The sequence below is a fragment of the Rhizobium sp. BR 314 genome, assembly GCF_047445805.1.
GTDB classification, from domain to species: domain Bacteria; phylum Pseudomonadota; class Alphaproteobacteria; order Rhizobiales; family Rhizobiaceae; genus Rhizobium; species Rhizobium lusitanum_B.
In genome coordinates this window covers 1-21,475 of record NZ_JARWLA010000027.1, presented here as the reverse complement: position 1 = coordinate 21,475, position 21,475 = coordinate 1, and the positions used below count along the sequence as shown (strand labels likewise).

11 protein-coding genes are annotated in these 21,475 nt (G+C 58.6%); 6 read left to right on the top strand and 5 right to left on the bottom strand.

Annotation, left to right across the window (positions count from 1 at the left end; all coding sequences use genetic code 11):
• Positions 1 to 64: 64 nt before the first annotated feature.
• The 4 genes from QD461_RS26120 to QD461_RS26105 all read right to left on the bottom strand — a co-directional run bounded on the left by QD461_RS26120 (position 65) and on the right by QD461_RS26105 (position 3,318).
• A complete protein-coding gene (locus QD461_RS26120) occupies positions 65 to 343 on the bottom strand; it encodes a cation transporter (protein ID WP_414090302.1) in 279 nt (92 codons plus the stop codon).
• 19 nt (positions 344 to 362) lie between these two features.
• The gene (locus tag QD461_RS26115) at positions 363 to 1,175 is read right to left on the bottom strand and encodes a DeoR/GlpR family DNA-binding transcription regulator (RefSeq protein WP_414090251.1); all 813 of its coding nucleotides are present in this window, start codon (positions 1,173 to 1,175) and stop codon (positions 363 to 365) included.
• Positions 1,172 to 2,188 (bottom strand): hypothetical protein, encoded by a 1,017-nt coding sequence (locus tag QD461_RS26110; protein ID WP_414090250.1) that lies wholly within the window; start codon positions 2,186 to 2,188, stop codon positions 1,172 to 1,174. The genes QD461_RS26115 and QD461_RS26110 overlap by 4 nt, the downstream gene beginning before the upstream one ends.
• Before the next feature lie 134 nt (positions 2,189 to 2,322).
• Entirely contained in the window at positions 2,323 to 3,318 is a 996-nt protein-coding gene (locus QD461_RS26105; protein ID WP_414090249.1) for an extracellular solute-binding protein, read from the bottom strand.
• 117 nt (positions 3,319 to 3,435) lie between these two features.
• Between QD461_RS26105 and QD461_RS26100 the strand changes: the two genes are divergently transcribed.
• Positions 3,436 to 4,491 (top strand): ABC transporter ATP-binding protein, encoded by a 1,056-nt coding sequence (locus QD461_RS26100; protein ID WP_414090248.1) that lies wholly within the window; start codon positions 3,436 to 3,438, stop codon positions 4,489 to 4,491.
• Positions 4,492 to 4,494: 3 nt separating this feature from the next.
• Positions 4,495 to 6,135 carry an ABC transporter permease gene (locus QD461_RS26095; RefSeq protein ID WP_414090247.1) on the top strand — a complete coding sequence of 547 codons (1,641 nt, stop codon included), beginning with the start codon at positions 4,495 to 4,497 and terminating at the stop codon, positions 6,133 to 6,135.
• Positions 6,136 to 6,479: 344 nt separating this feature from the next.
• On the opposite strand, the gene QD461_RS26090 is transcribed toward QD461_RS26095, so the two are convergent.
• Positions 6,480 to 8,036, bottom strand: coding sequence for an ISL3 family transposase (locus QD461_RS26090; RefSeq protein ID WP_414090246.1), 1,557 nt, complete (start codon positions 8,034 to 8,036; stop codon positions 6,480 to 6,482).
• A gap of 697 nt (positions 8,037 to 8,733) precedes the next feature.
• Here QD461_RS26090 and QD461_RS26085 point away from each other — a divergent pair.
• The 4 genes from QD461_RS26085 to QD461_RS26070 all read left to right on the top strand — a co-directional run.
• Positions 8,734 to 9,417 (top strand): invasion associated locus B family protein, encoded by a 684-nt coding sequence (locus QD461_RS26085; protein ID WP_414090245.1) that lies wholly within the window; start codon positions 8,734 to 8,736, stop codon positions 9,415 to 9,417.
• Between the two features lie 19 nt (positions 9,418 to 9,436).
• Positions 9,437 to 11,212, top strand: coding sequence for a ShlB/FhaC/HecB family hemolysin secretion/activation protein (locus QD461_RS26080; RefSeq protein WP_414090244.1), 1,776 nt, complete (start codon positions 9,437 to 9,439; stop codon positions 11,210 to 11,212).
• A 5-nt stretch (positions 11,213 to 11,217) separates the two neighbouring features.
• Positions 11,218 to 11,823, top strand: a complete 606-nt coding sequence (locus tag QD461_RS26075; protein ID WP_414090301.1) for a hypothetical protein — start codon at positions 11,218 to 11,220, stop codon at positions 11,821 to 11,823.
• A gap of 67 nt (positions 11,824 to 11,890) precedes the next feature.
• The coding region (locus QD461_RS26070; protein ID WP_414090243.1) for a filamentous hemagglutinin N-terminal domain-containing protein at positions 11,891 to 21,475 on the top strand (9,585 nt) is incomplete at its 3' end.

The following is a 21,475-nucleotide window of genomic DNA, read 5'->3' as shown; positions in this document are numbered from 1 at the left end:
TTTGAGCCGGACTGAGGCATTTTTCATCGCCCATTTGGGGGAGGGCCACGATTTCATCATGCTGCTAAGCGTCGTGGATGATCGCAAGTGCGGCGGTGACGATCAGCGCGTCCACCAGAACTGCAGAACGATATTCCCCTTTATTATGACCTGAGGGATGGTAGTCGCCCGGAGGATGCGAGACGATCTTCACTGACACGATGACAGCCAGAGCCGACGCAACATTGATGATGCTCTCCAAAGCGTCGCACAGCAGCGCGACGCTTACCGTCATCCGGCAGGCCGTATATTTGACCGCCAGAACCGCGGGACTGACAAAGAAACTTCGAAGTGCGGTTCTCAGTGTCCTGCCGCGGGAACGTTCAATCGACCACGACGGCCTGGAGATGACTTATCAATGTCGAGGACTTTAGCTTGGAGAGCGCGTTCCCGTTGGTGATTAAGACATTAACCGAGTCGAGGGATGTAACCCTGTGCGGTGCGCGCATACCGAATTTCTCACCATGTGCGACCAGGATAACCTGACGTGAATGGCGAAGGACAGACCGGACGAGATCGACCTCCAAGGGATCACTTTCGAGAACGGCGCCGTCTTCGTCGATGGCGCTCGCGCCCAATACAGCGATGTCGAATTTGAACCGGTTGCGGCCCTCATCGGGAACGGTGAGAACCGTGGTATCTTTGGTGCGAACGTAGCCACCATAGACATAGACTGTCGCGTCCGTGTTCAGGGCGCAACGGTATGCGACCTCCAAGTTCGGTGTGGCGACAAAGACATCCGGATGCCGCGCGAGGATCTCATGCAACGAATCGAAGGTTGTGCCGGGGCCAACAAATATTGTCGAGTTTGATTGGATGAAGGGCTCCAGTGCCTGAACGAGCCCCCGTTTCACCGAGACTAAAAGGTTCTGCCGGTCACCGTAGACATGATGCGGGGCGCCCGGAGAGGCGAAAGCCCCGCCAAATCCCTTTTGTAGCAAGCCACTCTCATTCAGGCGTTTGAGGTCGCGGCGGATTGTCTGATGGGTGACACCGAACTCTCTTGCAAGCTCGGCAACAGAAGCCGCACCGTGTTTGCGCACAGCGTCCAAGATTGCCGATTGACGGTTGGGCCGATGAATTGTGTCGGTAGCATCATCAGGATTCTCCCCTGAAGGGACGGCTCTTCTCGTCATCGAAATTTTACACCCAAATATGTTCGGTCGTCGGTCAAAGCGGCTTCGGTAGTACCTTTTGTGCTCATATAGCGGCCAATTTTGTGAGGATCTTCAAATTCGACATTGCGGAAGGACTCTTCCCATGATGCGACGCCGAAGTTTAGTCCCAACTCGAAATATCCGTCGGAAAATAATTCAATCGTGTTTATGTCCGAAAGCGGGTATCGCCTCGTTTCAATATATTTTTCGGGTAAACTGAATCCATCCAATCCCCCGTAGCCGAGCACACGGTCTGTGACATTCTGGAAATCACCTTGTCCATTGGCGATCCCTTTGTGGATCAATTCTCGTAGTTCCCACTCGGGCACCCTTGGCAGGCGCAGCTTGCATGCTGAAAGCACCCTCTCCTCTATGATTTCGACAACATCGGGCGCTGCAGTTTCCGTCCCCGCTTCCTGGTTTTGAGTCCCCCGTAAAAGCAGGGTTGCTGCTAGCCTGTTGCAGTCCTTCGCAGGAACCCCTTTACTTTCGAAGAAGCGCCATGATTCAAGCCGCAGGATCGCGGTTACGTCATCGATCTGCTTCACGGGTTGTAAGATTTCTGAACCGTTGATGCGAATGCCGCTGTCACCGACCGCCACAATTTGCAGATAATCACCGTCATTGAATGCAATCATCAGCGTGCAGCCCGCACGAAGCCTCCAATCAGCTTCGGCTTCAGCCAGCGCGTTGTTCGCCTCATAGCCTCGCCGAATAGCAGAGTTTAGATAGCGGACCAGTGCCCAGGGTCCCCGGTAATGAAAAAAAGGCTGTGAAGGATCTTTATAGCCGAGCAGAAAGTGTTCAAGTGCACGCTTGACTGTTCTTGAGGCGAACTGGCCTGATAGCATGCCGTCGTAGCACGTTCCATTCCGATCCGTTACTCCGTCGATAACCGCATAGCCAAGGCCGGGCATGATTACCATGCTATCCTCGTTTAACTCCGGATGGTCGAACTTTTTCCCAAGCGTAAACGCCTCGATCCGCCTCATGTTGTTTCTCCGCTCTAATACCCGCCAATCCTAGGGCGCCGTTATTTTATGACGTGTTGACGGAGCCGTGAAAGCTCTCCTAAATGTCGGAAGGGCGGCCGAAGCATACGGCCGCCCCTATTGGCGCACCGTAATCATTGCCCGGTGGCGGCCCTCCATTTCGCCATCAGTGCCTCCTGACCGCCCAGCTCGGCGATTGACTTGACGCTGACGGTCTTGAGCTCGGAAAGATTGGGAAGCCCCTTGGGTCCAGCGACATCGGTTCGCACCGAACGGCGGCCGAGTTCCTTAACGAGCATCTCCTGCGTTGTCTTTGAGAGAGCCCAATCGATGAATCTCTTGCCACCATCAGGATTGGGACCTCCCTTCACGAGAGCGATACCGTCCGGAGAGACGATGACCCCGTCACTCATGTGGACGATTGAGACCGGTGCTCCGCCCTGGACATATTGCAAGGCATTGTCTTCCAGCGTCAAACCCAAGGACGTTTCGCCGTCGGCGACGTAACGCGACACCGCCCCGGAGCTATCGGTCAGTACAAAATTCCGAGCGATCTTGTTATAGGTGTCCCACCCCTTGTCCTTGTCGCCGAAGAGAGTGAGCACACCCTGCAACTGCTGCATCGCTGAGCCCGAATTGTCGGCGCGAGCGGAGGCGATCTGGCCTTGCCACTTCGTATCGGTCAAATCGGCCCAGCTTTTCGGCGCCTTCGCGAGCGGGACCATGCCGGTGTTGACGGCAAGCACATAAACGACGCTCGTATAAGGCGTCCATGAAGGGTCTATCACGAAGGTCTTGTTGATCTTGTCGGCGTCTTTTGGTGCATAAGGCTGAAGGATCGGCGCCAGTTCAGTCAAAGCGCTTCCAGAGATGGACAAGATTACGTCGGCAGCCGGCCGGCCGGACTCTGCTTTGGCGCGCTTTGCAACATCGCCGGAACTTAGTTTGACCACTTCGGCTTTGAGCCCCGTTTCCTTCTCGAAGACGGGGATCAGCTTGTCGACGATCGACGAGATATGCGCGGTGTAGACGACCACCGGCTTATCCTGGGCAGACGCAGGGCCGATGAGGGACACACTGGCAACCAATGTCGCCGCCAGGGTCAAAAATGTTCTTTTACGAAAATTCACCAACTTCCTCCTCCTTGAATTTGATCATTTTATGATCGATGAGACACTATTCCCCTGACATTGATGTTGCAATACGAAAATCTATGGTCAATATCGAACATTGGAGGAGGAGCAGATATGGCGTATCTTACTGTTGAAAGGGCGACGAAACAGTTCACAGAGGCGTTCAGGGCCCTCGATGGGGTTTCTATCACTGTGGAGCGGGGCGAGTTTTTTACGTTGCTCGGGCCGAGCGGCTGCGGCAAGACAACACTGTTACGAGCCATTGCAGGTTTTAACGACCTAACTTCAGGCGACATCACGCTGGCGGGCGCGGATCTGCGTAAAATCGCGCCGTATCAACGCGATATCGGCATGGTGTTTCAGGACTATGCGGTCTTTCCGCATCTTAGTGTCTTCGACAACGTCGCATTTGGCCTCAAGCCTAGAAATGTGCCCCATGCGGAAAGAAAGACCCGTGTCGATGAGGCGCTGGCCGCCGTCCGCCTTACTGCGCTGTCCGACCGCATGCCCGCCGCCATGTCCGGCGGCCAACAGCAGCGCATCGGCATTGCCCGTGCTATGGTCATCAAGCCGCGGTTGCTCTTGATGGACGAGCCCCTGTCCAACCTTGACGCAAAACTGCGTATCGAATTGCGCGAAGAAATTCGTGATATTCAGAAGCAGATCGATATCGCTGCGATCTACGTTACGCATGATCAGGAGGAGGCGCTGGCGATTTCAGACCGCATCTGCGTGATGAATGGCGGACATATCGAACAGGTCGGCAGCCCACAAGACATCTATGGCGATCCTCAGACCTTGTTTGTCGGAACCTTCGTCGGCACGCTCAACAAACTCACAAAGGGAAATGGGCTTGAGCGGATGCTGCAGGCCCTCGACTTGAGCGGTGTGGGTGCCGAGACCTGGGCGATCAGGCCCGAGCGCCTACTGCTCTCAGCCGATTGCGCGACCGGTGGCGCCGTCCTCAACGGTATCGTCAGTAAGTACACCTATCTGGGTCGGGAGGCGCACCTGCAACTTGAAACCGAGATTGGTGATCTGGTAATTCACATCTCCAATCCGGGAAGAGGGGCTGGACGAAATCTTGGTGAGCAGGTTGCCGTCACGGTGCCACGTGACGACCTGATGGCCTTCGACGCCGCGGGCAAACGCATGTCCAGGGGAGGTTGAACCATGAGCCGCCTTAACTTCTGGCTTATCATCGCCTGTCTGACCTGGTTGTTGCTCGTGGTCCTGCTGCTGTTGCCTGTCGGCACGGTCCTTGTGTCGAGCTTCTATGATACCACCGGTAGTTTTACACTGGCGAACTACTACACATTCCTGACGGAGCGGCGCTTTCACACAGCCTTGTTGAACACACTCGTCGTCGGCTTCGGCGGGCTAGTCGGGGCTTTGCTGCTTGGCTCTATCATGGCCTTTTGCGTATCCAGATTCGTGATAGTGGGCGGAAAACTCGTAGCACTACTTGCAATCCTTGCGCTTGTGTCGCCACCCTTCATCGGCGCCTATTCCTGGATCGTCCTCTTCGGCGCCGGCGGCATCGTGCGCGCTACCTTACGCGACGTCGGCATCCAGATACCGCCGATCTACGGCCTAGGCGGTATTCTTGTCGTCTTTTCGCTGAAGTTTTATCCTTACGTTTATCTGATGGTCTCGGGAGCGTTGGGAAACGTCAATCGCTCGCTGGAGGAAGCCGCGGAGGGGCTTGGGTTGTCACCCTGGAAGCGGGTCTTTGCAGTTTCTTTTCCGATGGTGCTACCAGCGCTCTCTGCCGGCGGGCTCCTTGCCTTCATCCACGCAATTGCCGATTTCGGCACGCCGCGCCTGCTCGGTCGCGGCTATAACGTTCTGGCCACTGAAGCCTTCACACTCTATTCGGCCGAAATTGGTTCCAACATGTCGATGGCCACAACGATCAGTGTCGTGCTGATCGTCGTGTCGATGTTCTTCGTCTTTCTGCAACGCTACATGTCGCGGCGGAACGTCTATCACGGTAATCTCATCAACAAGCCATCCAAAGTCCAACTGACGGGTTGGCGAAACGTTCTCGCACATGTCGGCGTCTATCTCATCGGCCTATTCGGTGCGCTTCCAGTTTTCATTTCCTTCTTCTACTCGTTCCGCCTGACCAGCGGCCCGGTTTTCCAACCGGGCTTCGGTCTGCAAAGCTATAGCCGCATTCTGTTCAACCTAGGCGATGTCGTTCGCAATTCGCTGACGTTCTCTGTCATTGCCGTGCTGCTTATCGTCCTCATTGGCACGCTAATCGGAGTGCTTGTCGCTCGGCGCACTACGCTGAACACGTCCCTACTTGATGGTGCATTCATGATACCCTACGTGATGCCAGGCATTGTCATTGGCATCGCTTATATTGCGGTCTTCAATACAGGGCCTGTCATTTTGACCGGGACAGCGGCCATTATAATTCTGTCGATCTTTATCAGACGGCTTCCTTATGCGGTGCGAACCACGGCGACGGCGTTGCGACAAATCTCTCCGAGCATGGAGGAGGCCGCAATCTCTCTTGGATACAGCCCGTTTCAAGCCTTTGCCCGCATCACTGTCCCGCTGATCGTGCCCGGTATCATCGCCGGCGGGATGCTGAGTTTCGTGACCGCGATCAATGAACTGTCATCGTCACTCGTGCTCTACGTGGGTAGCACAATGACTATGCCGGTGCGCGTCTATCTTCTGATCTTGGATGGAGATTTCGGGACGGCGGCGGCAATGGCGAGCATCCTGCTTCTGTTGAGCGGTGCCGCCGTCTATATCGCCTTCCGTTTTCTCGGGCGCAACGAACAAGCGCTTCTATAGGCATCTACACGTGATCAGAGATGGCCCCATCACCGTTCCGCAGCACTTGAGCGCATCGACGCAAATTTCGGAGTCTGCCTGAGGAGGGCGATAAACGTTCGCCTTTCGGCAAGACCCGCTTCGGCGAAGCCACTACCTGTCAGGACGATATCTCTCGTCATCTCCGTCAATAGGAGTGAGAAATATGAAATCCAAGTCTAAAATGATGAAGCTAATCCGAGTTGGAAAGAGGCAGGAAGCTCTAGAACTCGCTGAGCTGTTGATTGCCACTGAGAACTGACCCGGCGTGGCCTGATATTTCCATTGAGAATTGGCTCTGACGCACTTTTGCTGACGTGCAGATCCTACGATGCGCCGATCAATCGCGCCTGCAGCAGATCGAGTTTTGCACGTCCGTACATCTGTCGTTTGATGAGCTTTAGTCGTGTGATCTGACCTTCCGTCTGCCCATTTGACCACGGTGAAATGATTGCGTTTCTCACAGCGTTGAGGTCCTTCTCAACGCCACCGGCAAACGATCCGACCAGGCTGTTTTTAGCTGCGTCAAGCCATTCATCAAGCTTTCGAGCTGTCTTCGAGCGGATCATGGATTGGAAGTCGCCAATGGCCGTGCGGGCGACGACCAGTTCCGGAACATTCACTTCGATTGCAGCCACCAGGATCGCCTCGGATTTTGCCAAGTCATCGCGTGCGGTGGTCATTAAGCGGGTGATCACCCGCGCTGATGGCGTTCGTGCAAGCCCGCTCTGGTTTGCTTTCTCCGCCAGACGCCGGCGTTGGGCCCATTGCGAGATGACACCGCTCTGTCCCGCAAAGCCCTTCGCTCTCATCTCGTGCCACAGTGCCAAGGCGTTCCGTGCGCCTTCCTCCCAGCGGCTGTTGAGCCAGGGCAGCCAACTATCCAGAGAACTGGGCCGTGTTCGGAAGACATCGAAGCGCTGGCCACGTAAAACATCTCGAACAAGCTTCCGGCTATGACCGGTCTGCCGGACAATCTGTCGAATTGAGGTTCCCTTCTTCGACAGTTCCCGGATCACCTCATTTGTCTCCTGGCGGCGCAGATACCCCTCGTACTGCAGCCTTTCCGCGTAAGTCAGAAGCTTGGGATCAACGACATTGCTGCCGACCGCCTGCCTGATCTGGCGCATCGACTTGCCGACAGCATCGAGAAACGCTCGGCTGGAATTCTCCATCAGATGCCAGCGGTCGGCAACCTGCTCGGCATAAGGCAAGGCCTTCGCGATTGCCTCGCCATAGCCACCGCCACGGTCGCGAGCGACGATGGAGATCGACTGATGCTCGGCAAGCCATGATCGAGACGTATCCAGCGCACGATCCGGCAACAGGGTGACAGGCTTCCGCCGCTCCAGATCGCAAACGATCGTCCCATAGGTTTGGCCCCGCCTGAAGGCAAAATCATCAATGCCTATGACGGTAAGTTCATCGTTCTGATCGGCAATACGGCGGCGAACCACCCGCAATAGTGTGTCGTTGCTCACTGGCACCATCAGACGATTGGCAAAGGCTGCCGCCGGTCTGCCGCCGAGCGCTAAACCAAGGTGGTGGACGATGGTCTCCAACCGCTGGGTGCGCCGACCGTAACGTGCCAACACGCCATTATCGAACTGTTCGCAGAAGATGCGCCGACCGCACAGAACGGCATCGCACCAGAACCGACGCGCCACGATTGCCAACTCTACTCGCCGACCGCTGAGGGGCAGGTCAGCGGGCCGGCGCAGATATCGGCTTTGAACTCGTCGGCTCTGTCGTCCGCAGTCCGGGCAAGTTCCTGAGGGATAACGTGGTCGCAGACGAACTTGAACGCACTCCGCGACAACCTTCACTTCATCGACTGCAAAGCCCGGCGGCGCGAGGCTCGCGCGCTGAAATCGTTGTTGCATAAGCTGATCCTCCGATGAATCAGCAAAAGCGTCGTCCGCAACAGCAGCAAATGTGAGTCAGAGCCAATTCTCAATGGAAATATCAGGCCACGCCGGGTCAGTTCTCAGTGGCAATCAACACCGTGGTGATAGACAGCCCGATTGTTCCATTCAATCACTGTTTAGCGGGAACCTAACGCGATTGCGTGGCCGCACTCAATCAAAAATTGAGCTGATATGCAAGGTCACTCGATTTTCCAATGATTTCGAGCGTCAAGATCGCCGAGAAGATGTGTGGGTGGTTCGATTCCGCAAGAGCAACAATAGGGCCGTTGTATCCACGCCCCCCGAGCACTTAGACGCCTCGATCGCAGGAGCGCCGCTTCAACGCCACCGTCGAGATCAAATATCCGAGTCCGCGCGGCAATTGCAACTTGCGCCACCGAGGAGATAGGGATCGACCATCTCCGTCGACAATTTTACTCAATTGTTGAACGCGTGTGTTGCAAAGTTTACACGAATATCTGAAAACGAGCGTGTGGCGTGGCGCGCTGACGCTACTTTTCGCTGTACTTTTCTAGAGAACTGGTATTGATCGCAGCAGGCCCATGATCGGCTACACCGCCTTCAGGTGAATCTTCATGAATTTTTGACCGACATGCCGCTTGCGCAAGGTACGCCTTGCTCAAACGACTGGCTTTGACTTTGGGTATTTTGTATGTCCCCCGCCAATAAGACCCTTTCCTTCAAGATCCTGACATCGGCAGTTCTTCTTTCCTCGGCGCTCCCTGCTTTCCCGGCAATGGCGCAGGAGCAGCAGCAGGCACCGGCCACCAACACGACTTCGAGCGGCGGCGCTGCTGCGGAGGCCGCGGCGCCCCAGGCAGGCGAACAGCAACCGGCGTCTCAGGCGCGCGTTCAGAAATTCGATGACTGGTATTACCGTTGCATAGACGGCAAGGCCGCCGATGGCTCGGCAGCTACAAGTTGTGAGGTCGCGCAGATCGCGACCGTCAAGCAGGGTGATCAGGACGTCAACATTCTGACGCTTGCCGTCGCCAAGGCGCCATCGACACCACCGAGCACTAGCCCAAAAGGCGGCAAACAGCCGACAAACGAGCTAATCCTGACGACGCTTGTGCCGCTCAACATGTATCTGCCCGCAGGCATAGGTATTGATGCCAGCGACAAGTCCGTCGTTCAACTTGCCTACCGCAACTGCAATCAGGCGGGCTGCTGGGCGCAGCAGAAGCTGGATGCAAAGATGGTTGCGGCCCTTGCCAAGGCCACAGATGGGATCGGCCACGTGCAGATGATGAATGGCCAGAAGGTCAACATAAAATTCTCGCTCAAAGGCCTGTCTGCTGCCCTCAATGCCCTGCAAAAGCCTGCCTCGAAGTAACCGGCGGTAGGAACAATCCATGACCCTGGCTTTGGGGACGATCCGTTCACGGATCGACCGCGGCTTTTCGAAGTCGCGTTCCGCCGCGCGCATTGTTGCGGTATTGCTGCCGGCAGTTCTGGTTGCGGCTCAGGCTGCTGCGCAATCGCCGAGCGACGATTTTGCGCGACGCCGGGCGCAGCAAGCCGAACAGCAGCGACTTGACGCGCTGCGTGATGCGACGCCGAAACCCGTGGCGGAACCCACGAATGAGAAGCAAGTGCCGGCTGCCACAAAAGGCGGCCCCTGCTTCGAGGTCGCCAGAATCCTCGTGGAGGGGGCGACGCAAATTTCGCCTACCGCCATCGGCAAGGCCACCGCAGCTTACGCCAAACGCTGCATCGGCGTCGGGGACATCAACGTGCTTTTACGCGATCTCACCCATCTCTACCTCGACAGGGGCCTCGTGGGCTCTCGCGTCTACGTGCCCGCGCAAGATATAGCCAAAACCAAGGTGTTACGACTGATCGCCGTCGAGGGCACGCTTGCCGATATCTATATCAACGGCAAGTCCGCTTCCGCTTCCGGCGCAATTGCCACCGCATTTCCTGGCATGCGCGGTGAAGTTACCAATCTCCGCGATATCGAGCAGGGGCTCGACCAGATCAACCGCATGAGCTCCAACAACGCCAAGACCGCCATGCTGCCGGGAAAGAAGGATGGCACATCCATCCTCAATATCGAAAACAAGCCGACCCACCCCTGGCATATCTCCTTCAGTAACAGCAATCTCGGGCAATGGCAGACAGGCTATTCGAAGACCTCGGCTTCGGTCGGTTATGACAGCCTCTTCGACCTGAACGACCAATGGAACTTTGCCTACGAGCACACAGGTCCGGATTATCCTCGGCGCAACGACGGCGTCGGAAAGAGCAACAGTTATTCCGGTAATGTCGGCATTCCCTACGGCTACTGGACGTTTTCGGCAAATGGCTCCTGGTATGAATACAATAGCTCGATACCAGGCAATTTAGGGGCTCTGAACACCTCAGGCAATTCCAGGCAGGCAGGACTTGGCGCCAATCGAGTGATCTTCCGCGACAAAGACTCGATCACCACGTTCAACAGCGGTCTGACCTACAAGGAAAGCAACAACTTCCTGCTTGGCAGCAGGATCGAGGTTGGTAGTCGCAAATATACGGTGGGCGATCTCGGACTATCCCATTCGCGCCGCATGCTGGGCGGCCTGTGGGTTTTCGATCTTTCCTACAGGCAGGGATTGAACATCTTTGACGCTGTTGCGCCGGATGCTCCCGGGGCAGGGGATGCAGACCCACGTTTCTCAAAATTGTCAGGCACGATCACGATGACGCGCCCGTTTGAACTTGCGGATCAGCGTTTCGAACTGAACTCCATCGTGACGGGCCAATATTCTCCGGACAACCTGTTCGGAGCCGAGCAAATATCGATCGGCGGCTATTCTTCCGTGCGCGGCACGCGCGAGTCCGTGGTCTTTGGCAATAACGGCTTTTTCATTCGTAACGATCTTGTCTGGCGCACGCAGCCCTTTGGAGACAACGCGGCGCTTGCAAAGGCGCTGGGTGAATTCCGTCCCTATCTCGGGCTCGACTATGGGCGGATCGCATCGCAGCGGCGCTACCACATCGATGGCGGCGACATGTTTGGCTGGACGGTCGGAGCCAAGCTCGCCGGCGGCAATGTGAATTTCGATATGGGGTATTCGGATGTCTTCGGCGGCGCGATCCGCCGGAGAGATACCGGGCTTTTGTTTGTCAGTGCGTCAGTTAGGTGGTGAAAAAGATGGTGAGTCAGGTATCAACAATTGCATTCAAGAACGCATCAAGGTCGCTTGTGCATGGCGTCAAGCTAATTGCGGCCTTCGCAATGGCGGTGATCGTCAGCGCCTGCCAGACCGCGGATCCACGGCTGGTGACGGCATTGCGGAGTTCGTCCATCACGCAGATTCAGCTCGAGACGGCTCCAGACGTCAACATGGGGGGATTCTTTGACAAGAAGAAGCCCGACCCGCAACTGCCGAAAGTGGTGCAGACGCTCGAGGCTTCGCTCAATCGTGAGCTCAAAGGTCTTCCGGGTGGGAAGACACCCGCAAAGCTTATCGTGACACTGGGCATGGTCGATCTCGCCAGCAACGCCGGTCGTATCATCCTGGACAACCACAGCAGCATGTCAGGATCAGTCCGTCTTCAGGATGCAAGGAGCGGACGGCTCATAGCTGAGACGTCGATCTATGTTTCGGAGCAGGGCATGCGTGGTGAAGGAAACATCGGCGTCTTTGTTGCCATGGCAATTAACGCTGCGCAGGTTTCCAAGAAGAAGGACGCTCTCGCGCATGAACTCTCTGACAAGTTCGTTGCCAGCGTGAAGACGTGGCTCACGCAGAAGTAGGAAATCCTGCTGTCGCAGAAGACAACCGATAGCGGCAAGATCACAAGGCCATGAAGTGGACGAGAAGATGAGCAACGCAAGAAGCGGATTGTCGAAAGGGATCGATCAACTGGGTAGACTTACCCGGCAATCGCTTGCGACGGTACTAAGTGCGTTGCTTGTCCTTCAGCCGATGCTGGCCAATGCGCAAGCCGTTTCTGCAGCCGGATCGGCACCCGTTGCCAATCAACCAGGTGTTGGAGCTGCACCCAATGGTGTGCCGCTCATTGATATCGTGACCCCGAACGGCGCGGGTCTCTCGCACAACAAGTACGACAATTTTAACGTCGGCACGAAGGGCCTCATCCTCAACAACTTCAAGGACGAGCAAGGCAACTCGAACCTGGGTGGTGTAACTCCCGGCAACCCCAACCTGAAGAATTCCGGCCCGGCTTCCGTCATTCTCAACGAGGTTACCTCGGGCAATCGCTCGGCGCTGAACGGCCCGACGGAAGTTTATGGCGGCCGAGCTGATGTAATCGTAGCGAACACTAATGGATTGACGTGCAATGGCTGCGGCTTCATCAACACGCCGCATGTTACGTTGACCACCGGCGTACCCACTATCGGCGCAGACGGAAGTCTGACCGGTTTCACCGTCAATGGTGGTGACGTTACCTTCGAAGGGGCAGGGGGGAACTTCGCGGCTGCTCCCGGCACGGTCGATCTGTTTGACGTCGTTGCCCGCAACATACATGTCAATGCGCCTGTCTATGGCAAGAACATCCGGCTGACGGGCGGCGCCAGCAAGTTTGATTATGCGACAGGAGAGTCTACCGCGCTGACCGCAACCTCCGGTACGCCGGAATATGCGATCGACGGCACCGCGCTCGGCGCCATGCAGGCTGACCGCATCAAGGTGGTCGTCACGGAAAAAGGCGCCGGTGTTAAAATGAGCGGTGACATGGCCGCCAATGCCGGTGAGCTGTCGCTATCGGCCGATGGCAAAATCTCGATCGGCAACGCCTCGGGGCGCGATGGGGCCACCATTACTTCGAAACAGAAGGTCACGGCAGCCAAAGTCAGCTCCCAACAGAAGCTCGTTGTCCGGGCCGATCAGGGCGTCACCCTACAGACGGTCGCAGCCGACAACGACATCGTTCTGGCGAGTGGAGCCGGTCTCCTGAGTGTGTCGGGCGATGTTAACGGTCGTACAACTGTTCGGATGAGCTCGGACGGCGGGATTGCGGTCGGAAGCGTGACGGCTGGCAATGGTGCGGCAACACTTGTCGCCACCACTGGCGACATCGCTATTGCCGGCACGGCCAATGGCACCGGCGACCTCAATCTGACCGCGACGAGTGGCGCGATCACAGCAGCCTTCCTGCAGAGTAGCCAGAATATCGCCTTGAATGCCGCGCTTGGGATTGCCGTTGCCGGCAATGTGCAGGGGCAGGGCAACGTCAACGCGACGGGCCGTTCGATCTCGGCCGGCAAGCTCATCTCCGGCATCAATATTGCTGCCACCAGCGCTGATCCGGGTGGCAATGTGGTGCTCGGCGCCGCCGGCGGTGATCTCGGCCTAACAGCGACCGGCGGCACTATCGCGACCGGCGATCTCCAGTCGGCTGGAAGCCTCAATGCGACGGCGACAGGCAATGTCACGGCCGGCAATATCCAATCGACCAACGGTCTGACAATCACGGCAGCATCCCTTGCGGCAAGCAGCATGACCTCTCATGGCGCGCTGGCGGTCAATGCTGCAGGTGGCCAAGTTGGCGTCAGCGGCCAGATTCTCTCTGCTGGCAACGTCCTGATCTCTGGTTCTGCCCTTCAGGCGGGCGCTGTTGCCGCCGGCGTCGACTTTGTGGCGACCAATGCGAACGGTGGCAGCATCGTTCTTGGTCCGTCAGGCACGCTTGGGCTGAGCGCCACGGCGGGCAATATCGTTGCCGATAAGCTGTTGTCAGCAGGCGATCTGACAGCGCAGGCCAGCCTATTGCAGGCCAATAACATCACCAGCCACGGCGCTGTCGGCATTGCCGGCGGTGTCAACGTCGCCAATCAATTGCTCAGTGCTGGCAATACAAAAATCAATGGCAACGCTAACGGTGTCAGTGTCGGTCTGGTTGCCTCGGGCGTCGACTTTGCCGCCACCAAGGCCGCCGGTGGCAATATCGTGCTGACAAGCAGCGGCGATCTGACGATCAACGACAGCGCGGGCGCCATCCAGGCAGGGACGGTGTTTGCATCCGGTGTGATCAACGCCACCGGCCAGACAATCACCGCCGATACGATCACCGGCCATAGGAACATCACGCTTTCGGGCGCCGCCGGTGCGATGGCCGGAAGCGGCAGCGTGACCACGACGACCGCAAGCGGTCGCGTTGATATCACGGGCCAGGTCCTCAGCGGCGGCAATGTCGGTATTACCGGCTCGAGCATTTCGGCCGATGCTATTGTCTCGGGCATCGATGTCGCCGCTACCGATGCGGCGGGCGGCCGCATCATCCTCGGCCCAACGATAGCGGGAACTGGTAATCTGACATTGACGGCCGCAGGCGCGATCAGCACCGGAATGCTGTTGTCTGCAGGCGATCTTAGTGCCAGCAGTGCAACGATCACCGCCGGCAATATCTCTGCCCATCACGACATGACGCTTGGCGGCGTCATCAGCGTCAGTGGCCAGATCCTCGGTGCCGACAATGTGTCGATTACCGGCCCGAGTTTTGCTGCGCAAACCTTGGTCGCCGGCATCAACTTTGGTGCAACTGATGCTGCCGGTGGAAAGATCGCTTTGGGTCAGGCCGGCGACCTCACGGTCGCTGCCAGCGGCGATGTCTCAGCTGCGACCATAGAGGCCGCCGGCAATCTCACAGCCGGCGGCACGACGATCGCCGCCAATGCTGTTACCGGTCACAAGAATATAGCACTTTCCGGCGCGACCACCGTCACCAATCAGGTTCTCGGCGGCAGCAATGTCAGCATTTCCGGCCCAAGTATCAAGGTCGGTAGCGTCGCTTCTGGGGTCGACTTCGCCAGGACTGCTGCCGCCAATAGCAATATCGTGCTCGCCAGCAGTGGCGATCTGACGCTTTCGGCCTCGAGCGCACTCAACGTCGGCTCGCTGCTGTCGGCTGGCGGTCTCAATGCGACCGCTTCGAATCTCACTGCGAACACTGTGACCGCCCATGGTGACATGACCCTCGGTGGCGCGATCAACGTCAGCGGCCAGATTCTTGGGTCCGACAATGTCTTCATTAGTGGGCAGAGCCTGTCGGCACAGACCGTCGTCGCCGGCCTCGACTTCAATGCCACCGATGCTACCGGCGGCAACATTGTCCTTAGTCAAACCGGCGATCTGACTATATCAGTCAACGCCGCAGTGGCTGCGCCAACTATACAAGCAGCCGGCGTGCTCGATGTCAGCGGCGCATCCGTCGCGGCAGATTCGATCATCGGCCGCAAGGATATCACCCTTGCCGGTACAGCAGCCGGAGGCGTGACGGTTAGCAATCAGGTGCTTGGCGGCGGTAACGTTGGCATCTCAGGCTCGAGCGTCAGGGCCGGCGCGATTATCTCCGGCGTCGACTTCGCTGCCACGGCTGCGGCCAATGGACATATCGTGCAGACGGCAAGCGGTGACATCTCCCTGACATCGCCAGGCACCATCAGCGCCGGCACACTATTAGCGGCCAGCAATCTGAGCGCTTCCGGCGCAACGATCACGGCCGACAAGATCACGGCACACCGCAACATGACGCTCGGTGGTGCGATCAACGTCAGTGGTCAAATCCTTGGCGCCGGCACTGTCCTGATCAGTGGCCAGAGCTTGTCGGCACAGACTGTTGTTGCGGGTCTGGACTTCAATGCCACCAATGGCTCCGGCGGCAACATCGTCCTTGGTCAAACCGGCGACCTGACGGTGTCTGTCAATGGCGCTGTGGCGGCGCCAACCATACAGGCAGCCGGCGTGCTCGATGTCAGCGGTACATCCGTTACGGCAGATTCGATCACCGGTCACAAGGATATCACCCTTGCCGGTACAGCAGCCGGGGGCGTCGCCACGACGACCGCAAGCGGTCGCGTTGATATCAGCAATCAGGTGCTCGGCGGCGGCAACGTCGGCATCTCCGGCGCAACCATCAAGGCCGGCGCGATTATCTCCGGCGTGGATTTCGCCAGGACTGCCGCCGGCAACGGCAATATCGTGCTCGCCAGCAGCGGTGACCTGACGCTAGCCTCGAGCGGCGCTGTCAACGCCGGTACCTTGCTCTCAGCAGGCAATCTCAGTGCAGGCGGAGCGACCATCACAGCCGGTGCCATCACTGCACATGGTGATGTGACTCTCAATGGTGCGACCAGCGTTGCCAGTCAGATTCTTGGCGCCGGCAATGTACTGATCTCAGGCCAGAGCCTGGCGGCGCAGACCGTCGTTGCCGGTATCGACTTCGATGCGACCAATGCCGCCGGCGGCAATATCGTCCTTGGCCAGGTTGGCAATTTGACCGTGTCGGTGAATGGTGCTGTTGCGGCGCCGACTATACAGGCTGCCGGTGTCATCGACGTCAGTGGCGCGTCCGTCGCAGCAGCCTCGATCACCGGTCACAAGGATATTACCGTTTCCGGCGCGGCAGCCGGCGGCGTCGCCACGACGACCGTAAGCGGTCGCGTTGATATCACCAACCAGTTGCTCGGCGGCGGTAACGTCTCGATCTCTGGCTCGAGCATCAAGGCCGGCACCGTAGTCTCGGGTGTCGACTTCGCTGCCACCTCCGCCCGCGGCGGAAACATCATTCAGACGGCCAGTGGCGATCTTACGCTCGCCTCTACTGGGGCGATTAACACCGGCACACTATTGTCGGCGGCAGCACTATCGGCCAGCGGCTCGACCGTGACCGCCGACAGTATTACGGCGCACGGAAACGTGACGCTCGATGGCGCCACCACAGTAGGCGGCCAAATTCTGGGTGCTGGCGACGTGCTGATCAGCGGCCAGAGCCTGGCGGCTCATGCCGTCATTGCCGGTATCGATTTTGACGCGACCAATGCTGCAGGCGGCAATATCGTGCTTGGTAATGCCGGCAAACTCACCGTATCGGTCAGCGGCGATGTGGCGGCTTCGACCGTGCAGGCTGCCGGCGCCGTCGACGCCGGCGGTGCGACCATTACCGCCGACGCCATCACTGGTCATAAAGACGTCACGCTGTCCGGCGCCACGACCGTTCACCACCAGATCCTCGGCGGAGGCAATGTTGCCATCTCCGGCTCCGCCATCAAGGCAGGCGCGATCGTTTCCGGCGTGGATTTTGCCACAACTGCCGCCGCTAACGGTAATATCGTCCTCGCCAGCAGCGGCGATCTGACACTTGCCTCCGCCGGCAATATCGACACTGGCACGCTGCTGTCAGCCGGTGCTCTTTCGGCCGATGGTGCGGCCGTGAACATGGATGCCGTCACCGCGCATGGCGATGTGACGCTTAACGGTGCAACCACGGTCACCGGCCAGATTCTCGGCGCTGGCAATGTACTGATCAGCGGTCAGAGCCTGTCGGCACAGACGGTCGTTGCCGGTACAGACTTTAGCGCCACCAATGCCGCTGGTGGCAATATCGTTCTTGGCAGGATTGGCGACCTGACGGCTCAGCTCCGCGGCGGGCTTTCTGCATCGACATTGCAGGCCGCCGGTGCCATCAACGTCAATGCCGCCACTGTAACTGCCGATACCATCACCGGCCACAAGGATATTGCGCTCGCTGGAGCGACCACAATCAATGGCCAGGTGCTTGGTGGTGGAAATATCAGCGCTTCCGGCGCGAGCATCATGGCAGGGGCGATCGTCTCCGGCGTCGACTTCGCCGGAACAGGTGCCGCTAACGGCAACATCGTCCAGACTGCGAGCGGCGATATCTCGCTCACCTCGACCGGTAATCTCACCGTCGGCACACTTCTGGCGGCCGGCGATCTTGCCGCTCAGGCAATGGATCTGACGGCAAGCAGTATTATCAGCCATGGCGAGACCGATTTGAAGGCGAGTGGCCGCCTTGGCGTCAGCAGCCAAGTGCTATCGGCCAGCAATCTCACGATCAACGCCAACAGCCTCAACGTCGGTCTCCTGATCTCCGGTGTCGATTTCGCGGCGACCAGCAGGGCAGGCGGTAACATTGTCCTCGCCCCGTCCAGCACGACGGATCTCACCATCTCCGGCAACGCCATAGCCGGCACGATCCTCTCGGCAGGCGATTTCACGGCCAATGCTGCCAATCTGCAGGCAAACAGCATCACCAGCCATGGCAAAGTCGGTGTTGTCGGCAACGTCGATGTCGCCAGCCAGATTCTTGCTGCCGGCGACCTCATCATCAGCGGCGGCAGCATCAGCGCACCTACGCTGATCTCGGGCATCGACTTTGCCGCAACCAACATCGCCGGCGGCAATATCGTGCTGGCGCAATCCGGCGCCATGAACCTCACGGCGACGGGCAATATTGCCTCCCAGACGATCTTGTCCGCCGGCGACTTCACGGCGACTGCGGCTGATCTCGTTGCCGACAGCATCACCGCTCATGGCAACGCAGGCATTTCCGGCAATGTCGATGTCGGCAATCAGATCATTGCCGCCGGCAATCTCACGGTCAGCGGCGGCCACATCAACGCGCCCACGCTGATCTCCGGCATCGATTTCGCCGCCACCAATGCCACGGGCGGCGGGATTGTGCTCGGATCGTCCGGCGATACGAATCTGACTGCCTCCGCGGGTATCACCGCGCAGACTATACTGTCGGCAGGCAATATCGACGCGCAGGCCGCCACCATCGCAGCCAACGCTGTGACTGGACATGGCGATATCACCCTTGCCGGTAGCAACAGCGTCAATGTGACCAGCCAGCTCCTCGGTGCGGGCAACGTCTTTCTTTCCGGTCCGACGATCCAGATCAATCAGGCCGTTACCGGCGTCGATTTCGCTGCCACTGCGCGATCATCAAACGGCGCCATCGTTCTCGGACCAAGCGGCGACCTGACCATCAATGCCGGCAGTGCTTCGGCCAGCACGCTGATCGTCGCAGGCAGCCTTAATGTGGCGGCGAGCGCCTTTACCGGCGGCGACATTACAAGCCATGGCGCCGTCTCGATCGGCTCGTCGGCAAATCCCGGTGCGGTTGCGATCAACGGCCAGCTTCTGGGCGCCAGCAATGTCTCGATCACCGGATCGGGCATCAGCGGCAACGTCATTGTCGCCGGCGTCGATTTTGCCGCGACCGGCCAATCAGGCGCCGGGAATGTCATCCTTGGGCCGACGGGCGATTTGACACTCACAGCCACGGCCGGCGACATCTCTTTCAATAGCCTGCTTGCTGTAGGGACCGTCACCGCCAACGCAGCGAACAATGTCAGCGCCAATGCGGTTGCCCATGGCGACCTGGCGCTGAGCGCGGGCAACGCCATTACGCTCCTTGGCCAATCGCTGGGTACCGGCAATATCAATCTTAACGCCCGGTCGATTTCGATCGATACGCTGGTCTCAGGCGTTGACTTTGCCGCCACCAATGCGTCATCCAATGGCAGCCTGATGCTGCGCCACGCCGGTACGATGACGCTTGCCGCCTCCAACGGCGGCGTCAGCGCCAACTCATTGCTCTCGGGCGGCAATCTCGCTGCTACGGCCACGCAGAATATCAGCTACAACAGCCTGCAAAGTCTCGGGAATGCCGCGCTCTCAAGCCCGGGCGCCATTTCCTATACCAGCACCACCCGCGTCGGCGGGAACTTGACGCTGAACACCGGTGTGCTCGATCTATCCGGCAGCAGAGGCAGTCGAATGGCGGGCGGCGGTACGCTGATCGTCAATGCCTCCTCCGCCAATCTCTCGGGCAGCAATCTTGTCTTCGGCGGTCTGAGCCTCAATCTGACCGGCAATGCCGATCTTTCGAACGCACAGGTCAGTACCGTAACCAATGCCGGTGGTTCCGGTGACATCACCGTCTCGGCCGCAGGTTTGACGACAAACGCCAATACCGCGCTGCTTGCCGCACACGACCTGACCCTGAACTTGCCGTCGCTCGGCAATGCCGGGCAGCTGGCGGCCGGCAATAATCTTAACTTCAACATTGCAGGCGATTTCTACAATAGCCCTGGCGGCCTCGTCTTTGCCGGCAACAATGCCAACCTCTTCGTTGGCGGCACGCTGACCAACAATCAGGGCGCGCTCCTTGCTGGCAACGGCCTTGCCATAGCCGGGCCTGGCGGCGGTCGGCGTAACGGCGCCGTGGTCAACTCCGCCGGTCTCATTCAGTCCGGCGGCACCATGTCGATCCTGACCAACGGCCTGAGCAACGTCACGACCTCGGCGCCGGCAATCCAGCGCAACGTGCTGATTTCCAACGCCATCCTCAGCGCCTATGATGTGATAACCGAGACATCCCGATGCGTTTCGCGATGCAATGGCTCTGGTGATCATGACGGACCAACGTACCAAACTGTCCAGACCATCGAACACCTAGTCAGCCAACTCATTTACCAGGATCAGTTGATCAGCGGCGCCGGTGCCTCCGCACAGGTTCGCGCGGGCCGGGATCTGACCATCAATGCGACGAACCTGTGGAATTCCTACAGCTCGATCAAATCAGACGGCAACATGCTGCTGACCGTCGCGGGCACACTTACCAATGACGGCGCGACGCTGAACCGTGTCACTCAAACGAACTGCAACAGCTCGACGCCGTGTCAATATTATCCGGACGTCATCACGCCGGGCACGAGTGGCGACTGCGTCTATCACGGCGCCGGCGGCGGCGGTGCCGGTTGCCAGCCGGTTGGCGGAACCGGCAGCGGCGCGACATCGCCCAATCCCAACGGCACGCGCGATCCCTCCCGGGATCTGAACCCCGGCTCCACGGTCGGCGTGCAGGTGGTCGGTGCGATCTCGGGCGTTATCCAGGCACGCGGAGGCCTTGCCATCAATGGTGGCGGTGCCGTCAACAATGTCGCGTCCAACGGTTCGATCAACGGTGGCGTTGTGATCGACGCCCCTGCGACTTCAAACAGCCCGCTCGGTGCGCTGAACAGCATGACGGCAGGCGGTGCGCTGTTCAGCGTCAGCGCGGCGCTTTCAAACGTAGCAGTCAATGGTGGTGCCAACGCAAACAGCGGCCCATCGCTTGCAGGGAACGGTCCCACGATCGGTTCGGGACCTGCGATTGGCGGCAACACACTGATGGCTGCCCGCGGTGCTTCGATCAGCAACGGAAGTTTGGCGGCAAATAATGGCGCCTCGGCAAGTGTTAATGGCGTAACCGCCGCGACCGGTCCCGCGGTCAATGCCAGCAGCCTAGCGGCGGCGGGCAATGCCAATGTTAGCGGCAACGGCCCAACTGTGGCGGCAGGTCCCACGATCAGTGGCAACACCCTGAAGGCAGGCAGCGCTTCGGTTAGTCCGAACAGCCTCATGGGCAAGCTTACCGCCGCGATCGGTACTAGCGGCAATCTCACCCAGATTCTTCAGACGAATGGCGCTCAACTCGCCTCGCTTGCAAAACCGCAATCCGGCGGCGTTGGCGGGACGGTTCCGGGTCAGGTCTTCCTGTTCGAAACACGGGCAGCCTTCCTTGATGTCTCGAAGTTCTATGGTTCGGCCTATTTCATAGACCGGATCGGCTATACGCCGGAGACGAACGAA

What these genes read in the sequence shown, in the direction of transcription:
- QD461_RS26090 (WP_414090246.1), bottom strand. Translation starts at nt 8,036, where the DNA reads ATGCAACAACGATTTCAGCGCGCGAGCCTCGCGCCGCCGGGCTTTGCA.
- QD461_RS26110 (WP_414090250.1), bottom strand. Translation starts at nt 2,188, where the DNA reads ATGAGGCGGATCGAGGCGTTTACGCTTGGGAAAAAGTTCGACCATCCG.
- QD461_RS26095 (WP_414090247.1), top strand. Translation starts at nt 4,495, where the DNA reads ATGAGCCGCCTTAACTTCTGGCTTATCATCGCCTGTCTGACCTGGTTG.
- QD461_RS26100 (WP_414090248.1), top strand. Translation starts at nt 3,436, where the DNA reads ATGGCGTATCTTACTGTTGAAAGGGCGACGAAACAGTTCACAGAGGCG.
- QD461_RS26085 (WP_414090245.1), top strand. Translation starts at nt 8,734, where the DNA reads ATGTCCCCCGCCAATAAGACCCTTTCCTTCAAGATCCTGACATCGGCA.
- QD461_RS26075 (WP_414090301.1), top strand. Translation starts at nt 11,218, where the DNA reads ATGGTGAGTCAGGTATCAACAATTGCATTCAAGAACGCATCAAGGTCG.
- QD461_RS26115 (WP_414090251.1), bottom strand. Translation starts at nt 1,175, where the DNA reads ATGACGAGAAGAGCCGTCCCTTCAGGGGAGAATCCTGATGATGCTACC.
- QD461_RS26080 (WP_414090244.1), top strand. Translation starts at nt 9,437, where the DNA reads ATGACCCTGGCTTTGGGGACGATCCGTTCACGGATCGACCGCGGCTTT.